Source organism: Actinoplanes sp. TFC3 (genome assembly GCF_001553785.1).
GTDB lineage: Bacteria > Actinomycetota > Actinomycetes > Mycobacteriales > Micromonosporaceae > Actinoplanes.
Window position 1 is genome coordinate 2,659,505 of the sequence record NZ_LOJP01000001.1, and the last position, 5,244, is coordinate 2,664,748.

At 69.4% G+C, this 5,244-nt stretch carries 6 protein-coding genes; all 6 read right to left on the minus strand.

The window, feature by feature from the left end:
* Positions 1 to 8: 8 nt before the first annotated feature.
* From TFC3_RS11950 to TFC3_RS11975, 6 genes are read right to left on the minus strand one after another with little or no spacing between them, the layout of a single operon-like run.
* Positions 9 to 959 (minus strand): acyltransferase domain-containing protein, encoded by a 951-nt coding sequence (locus TFC3_RS11950; protein ID WP_067499183.1) that lies wholly within the window; start codon positions 957 to 959, stop codon positions 9 to 11.
* The gene (locus TFC3_RS11955; RefSeq protein WP_067499184.1) at positions 959 to 2,182 is read right to left on the minus strand and encodes a beta-ketoacyl synthase N-terminal-like domain-containing protein; all 1,224 of its coding nucleotides are present in this window, start codon (positions 2,180 to 2,182) and stop codon (positions 959 to 961) included. The genes TFC3_RS11950 and TFC3_RS11955 overlap by 1 nt, the downstream gene beginning before the upstream one ends.
* Positions 2,163 to 2,408, minus strand: coding sequence for an acyl carrier protein (locus TFC3_RS11960; protein ID WP_067499185.1), 246 nt, complete (start codon positions 2,406 to 2,408; stop codon positions 2,163 to 2,165). Before TFC3_RS11960 ends, TFC3_RS11955 begins: the two co-directional genes overlap by 20 nt.
* The gene (locus tag TFC3_RS11965) at positions 2,405 to 3,163 is read right to left on the minus strand and encodes a polyketide synthase (protein ID WP_067499187.1); all 759 of its coding nucleotides are present in this window, start codon (positions 3,161 to 3,163) and stop codon (positions 2,405 to 2,407) included. The genes TFC3_RS11960 and TFC3_RS11965 overlap by 4 nt, the downstream gene beginning before the upstream one ends.
* Positions 3,160 to 3,951 carry an enoyl-CoA hydratase/isomerase gene (locus TFC3_RS11970; RefSeq protein WP_067499188.1) on the minus strand — a complete coding sequence of 264 codons (792 nt, stop codon included), beginning with the start codon at positions 3,949 to 3,951 and terminating at the stop codon, positions 3,160 to 3,162. Before TFC3_RS11970 ends, TFC3_RS11965 begins: the two co-directional genes overlap by 4 nt.
* The gene (locus tag TFC3_RS11975; RefSeq protein WP_067499190.1) at positions 3,939 to 5,198 is read right to left on the minus strand and encodes a hydroxymethylglutaryl-CoA synthase family protein; all 1,260 of its coding nucleotides are present in this window, start codon (positions 5,196 to 5,198) and stop codon (positions 3,939 to 3,941) included. Before TFC3_RS11975 ends, TFC3_RS11970 begins: the two co-directional genes overlap by 13 nt.
* Positions 5,199 to 5,244: the final 46 nt, after the last annotated feature.

The window sequence follows — 5,244 nt, forward strand, 5'->3', positions numbered from 1 at the left end:
CTCTCCCCTCAGGCCGCGGCGGCCTGGAAATCGCGCAACGACTTGATGTCGTTGCCGAATCGGTTGATCGTGCTGACCTGCGTCGAGGAGCTGCCCGGGGGCAGCAGATATTTGACGAACGTGGCGAGGGTGGCGCTGGGGCCGAGATCCATCAGCTGGGCGTCGCCACCGGCAAGAAGCTTTGCGACGGTACGGTCAAACTCCACCGGTCGCCGCATCGCCGACCACAGCGATCCACCCGACACCGCGCTCACCCCATCGGCCCCCGCCGACGACATCAGCGGAATGCGCGGGAGCCCCGGACGCGCCGCGCCGAGCACCGCCAGGGCCTGCTCACGAACCGGGTCGATGAGCGGGGTGTGCACGCCGAAGTTGACCGGCAGCCGTTGGCACAGCACCCCGTCGCGTTCCAGCTCGCCCTGCACCCGCTCCACGTCGGCGAGCCGCCCGGTGAGCACGAAGTTGCCGGTGAAGTTGGTGGCGGTCACCCAGCAGCCGCCGGCCAGCGACCCGGCCTCGCGGCGCAAGTGCTGCGCGCCGACCACGGCCAGCATCGCCGAGGGCGGGGTGCTCGCCTCCAGCAGCCGCCCGAACTCGACCGCGATCGTGAGCCCGTCCTCCAGCGACAGCGCCTCGGCCACCACCGCCGCAGTGACCTCGCCCAGGCTGTAGCCCAGCAGCAGATCCGGCTCGTGGCCCAGCTCGCGCACCAGCCGGGTCAGGCTGTACTCCACGCACATCAGCGCCGCGCTGGAGTCCGGCAGCGAGTCGAACGGCTCGCTGCGGGCCCGGTCGTCGGCGAAGATGACCTCGAGCACCGAGCGGCCCAGAACCGGCTCGGCGATCTCGTCGCAGTAGTCCAGCCAGAGGCGGTAGCGCTCGTTCTGCTCGTACAGCTGGCGGGTCATCTGGTAGTACTGCGAGCCCTGCCCGGAGTACATGAACACCTTGCGGGCCATCAAAACCGCCGCAAGCAGATGGCGGAGCTGATGCCGCTGAAACCCATGCTCAGGCTCAGCGCTGTCGTCACCTGGTGCTCGACCGCCTGCGCGCCCACCCAGTCGAACGAGGTGTCGATGGGGTCGCTCAGGTTGCGGGTCGGATGCAGCCGGCCAGCGCGCATCTGCAGCACCGTGGCGATCACCTCGACGGCCCCGGCCGCGCTCAAACCGTGCCCGGTAACCGATTTGGTGGCGTTGATGCGGGCGTGGGTGAGCCCGCACTTGCGCAGCGCGCCCAGTTCGATCTCGTCGCCCAGCGGCGATCCGGTGCCGTGCGGGTTGACGTAGTCGATGTCGGCGGCCGTCACCCCCGCCTGCTGCAGCGCGCCTTCGATTACGCGGACCTCACCGTCGAGCGACGGATCCGGGTTGCGGTTGCGGTCCATGGTCACGGCACTGCCAAGGATGTACGCGTACGGCCCCAGCTGCGCCCGCGAACCGGCGCGCTCCACCACCACCGCCCCGCACGCCTCGCCGAAGATGAAGCCGTCGCGGGCCGCGTCGAACGGGCGGCACGCCGCAGCCGGATCGCCGGCGAAGCGCACCGATCCCATGGCACCCATGCCGCGGAGGGCCAGCAGCTCCCAGTACGACACGTCCATCAGCGCGCCCACCGCGATGGCAACATCGACCTGACCGGAGCGCACGGCCTGCACCGCGTCGAGGATGGCCAGCAGGCCGCTGGCCGACGCACCGCCGAGCGTACGGGCGAAGCCTTGAATGCCGTAGAGCTCGGTGCAGAAGCCGCACAGATCGGTGTCCAGGAACGACATGCCGTAGGTCGGACGGATGAACTGCGGGCGGTCGGCGTGACGCTGGTGAGCCAGCACCAGCTCACGCTGCTGGATGTTGGAGCCGCCGACAATCAGACCGATCCGGGCGGGGTCGACGTCGTCGAGGCCGGCGTCGCGCCACGCCTCCCCCACCGCGGTCAGGGCCGCCCGCGCGGACAGCGACGCCGTGCGCAACGCCCGCGCGGGCACCCCTTGCGGCTCGGGCAGGCCCGGGATTTCCGCGCCGGTGAAGGGATCCAGGCCGGGTGCTTGCCGGCCGGGGCGGGTCATCGAGGCGAAGGCGTGCCGGGCCTCGAGCAGCGCCGCGAGGAAGGCGTCGCGGCCCGAGCCGATAGCCGCGGTGATGCCGACCCCGGTGATCAGAAACTCAGGAGCCGGACTTGGCATGGACCGTGCTCACCAGCTCGCCGATGTTGGTCGCACCCGCCAGTTCGACCAGCGGGATGTCCACCGACAACGATTCCAGCGTCATCGTGATGATCTCGGCGCGGTCGATGGAGTTGGCGCCGAGCTCGCGCAGCGAGTCAGTGGGCCGGAACTGGTGGGAGCCCAGCTCGGGCAGGATCTCGCGGGTGTGCGAGACCACCAGGTGGAAGATGTCGTTCTCGGTCATCGGTGGGTTCCTCCGTAGTGCGATGTGATGAGGTCGCGGACCTCGCTCTGGTGGAAGGTCGTCTCGTGCATGGCCACCTCGCGGGCGATGTAGCCGGGCAGCTCGGCGCGGATGTCGGCGACCAGGTGGTCCTTGAGCGTCACCAGCGACACCCGCGGCTTCTCGGCCAGGGTTTCGGCCAGTTCCCGGCTGTACGGCACCACCTCCGCGCGGGGCAGCACCGGGAAGGCAACGCCGCTGGCCCGCAGGTCGCGGCCGTAGTAGGTGCGCGCCGACATGAGCATCTGGGTGCCGAGGCTGTAGCCGAGCTTGCGGGGCAGGATCAGAGTGGCGCCCATGCCCGGGGTGAAGCCGTACTGCATGAAGTTGGCGGTGTAGATACTTTCCTGGCTCAGCACCACGAAATCGGCGAACAAGCCCATGGCGAAGCCGCCGCCGATGCCGTGGCCCTGCATCGCCGAGATCACCGGGATCGGGCAGTCCAGGGCCAGGCTGTACAACGCGGCGTCGGTAAACTTGATCTTGCGTTCCTGGATCTGCATCAGGCTGTCGCGGGTGCCGCCGCTGGCGAAGTAGCTGCCGTAGCCGGTCAGGATCACCGCCTTGTACGCCGGGTTCGCGCCGACCTGCTCGAAGGCCCGGAACAACCCGGTCATCAGCTCGTTGGAGAAGGTGTTCTTGTGCTGCTCGTCCTGCATGGTGATCTGCGCGATCGCCGGGGACAGCTCGGTGACGGTGACCGGGGCGCCGCTCATGCTGATTCCTCCTCCCACGGCAGACGGCCGGTGCGCACGTACCGGTCGATGCCGGCCAGGTTCGCCGGGTCGGAGAACACGGCGTGGTTGGCTGCCACAGCGGCCGGGCGGGCCGCACCCAGCGAGTCGTCCAGCTCGCGCAGATAGGTCTTGTAGCGGGCGATGCCGGTGGCGGGCAGGCATCGCAGCCGGCGCAGATGCCGGCGCAGCAGGGTGCCGCTGTCCGGCCCGCACACGTCGACCAGCTGCCAGTCCAGCGCCTGCTGCGCGGTGACCGGCTGGGTCATCACGCTCAGGTAGTTGGCCTTGGCCGCGCCGATGCGGCGGATCAGGAACGGCAGCACGCACGCCGGTATCAGCCCGAACAGCAGCTCGGAGAGCCCGAACGTGGCCCGGTCGTCGCTGATCACGACGTCGCAGGCGGCAACGAACCCGACCCCGCCGGCGTTGACCTTGCCGCGGACGTGGGCCACCGACACGAACGGGCCCTGGGCGATGGCGCGCCACAGGTCGTACAGGGCCTCGGCGTGTGAGGTGCCGGGGCCGGTGGTGGCGGTGCCCGAACCGAGCTCGGTGAAGTCGGCGCCGAGGCAGAACACCTCGGGGGTGCCCTCGATCACCAGAACCTTGGCCCGGCCGGTGGCCGCGTGCACGGCCCGGGTGCACTCGGCCACCAACTCGGCGGTGATGGTGTTGCCCGCCTCGGGGCGGTGCAGCCGCACAGTGCAGATCCCGGCGTCGGTGCTGACCCGGATGCTGCGGTAGTCGTGGCCGGTCAGGACGTCCACTCGTACTCCCGGTGGAATTCGTTGATCTGCTTGAGGAACAGCACCTCACGGCCGAGCGCGGTGCGCGCCTTGGGCACCACGTCGGGGTCGAGCACGGCGTTTCGGGTGCCGAACTTGACGGCGTCGTTGGTACGCAGCAGCTCGTCGTACTCGGGCAGGGTCAGCTCGTAGCGGTCGTGCAGCGTCCGGTCGATACCCAGGGCGCGCAGCCGGTCCTGGCCCTCCTGGCGCACCACGCCGCTGAAGAACTCCGAGCAGCAGCCCGAGCCGTAGGAGAAGCAGCCGATCCGGCGGGGGCTGCTCAGGTCGGCGTGGTCGATGGTGCTGGCCAGCGCCAACATCGCGGTGGCGCCCATGATGTTGCCGATGCGCTGGCAGTAGGTCAGTCCCGGCTGCATCCGGTGCTGGAAGTCCGCCTCGATGGCCGCCGGGGCCGCCTTGACGAACTTGCGCATCAGGTTGCGGTGCGCGCCCTTGACCATGCCGCCGAACGGGGTGTGGAAGGCCAGGTAGTCGAACGTGGTGGCGAAGTCGGCGCCGGTGACCCGCTTCTGGTACTCGCGGAAGGCGTTCTCGCAGCAGTCCAGATACGACAGCAGGGACAGCTCGGCGTTGCCGGCCTCGCTGTCGGGCAGCGGCCGGCAGGTGTCCATCACCTCATAGCCGTAGTAGCCGTTGGCGCCCTTGTCGACCTCGAACAGGTGCGGCGTCTCCCCCACGATCATCGCCACCGCCCCGGCGCCGCCGCTGGGTTCGGCGAACGACCAGTCGGCCGACAGCGCGTCGCCGCCCTCGGCCACCATGAACCGGGTGATGTCGGTGGCGATGACCAGCGCCTTGGCCCCAGGTGAGACCTGGGCGAGCACGAAGTTGATGGCGGTCTGCAACGCGCCCACCCCGGAGTAGCAGGCGTTCTTGACCTCGAACAGCCGGCAGTTGCGGTTGAGCCCGAGCAGGCTGTGGAAGTACGTGCTCATCGACTTGCCGAAGTCGAAGGCCGACTCGGTGGCGGTGACCACGAGCTCGATGCGGTCGCGGTCGGCTGGGGTCATGGCGTCCAGCAGCGGCTTGGCCGCGTTGACGCCGTAGGTGACCGGGTCCTCGTACGGCAGGGCCACGGACTTCTCCTGCATCAGCAGGTTGTGGAAACGGGCCGTGTCCAGGCCGCGGTGCGCGGCGAGCTTTGCGACGTCGATGTAGGCGGTTCCGGCGAACACGTTCATGGCTTCGATACCGGCAGAGGTCATCAGGGGTTCTCTTCCGTAGCGGGGGTTCGGTGGCCGGGGATGCGGG

Excerpts from the sequence above, each read along its gene's own strand:
- TFC3_RS11950 (WP_067499183.1), bottom strand. The coding sequence starts at position 959 with ATGGCCCGCAAGGTGTTCATGTACTCCGGGCAGGGCTCGCAGTACTAC.
- TFC3_RS11955 (WP_067499184.1), bottom strand. The coding sequence starts at position 2,182 with ATGCCAAGTCCGGCTCCTGAGTTTCTGATCACCGGGGTCGGCATCACC.
- TFC3_RS11960 (WP_067499185.1), bottom strand. The coding sequence starts at position 2,408 with ATGACCGAGAACGACATCTTCCACCTGGTGGTCTCGCACACCCGCGAG.
- TFC3_RS11965 (WP_067499187.1), bottom strand. The coding sequence starts at position 3,163 with ATGAGCGGCGCCCCGGTCACCGTCACCGAGCTGTCCCCGGCGATCGCG.
- TFC3_RS11975 (WP_067499190.1), bottom strand. The coding sequence starts at position 5,198 with ATGACCTCTGCCGGTATCGAAGCCATGAACGTGTTCGCCGGAACCGCC.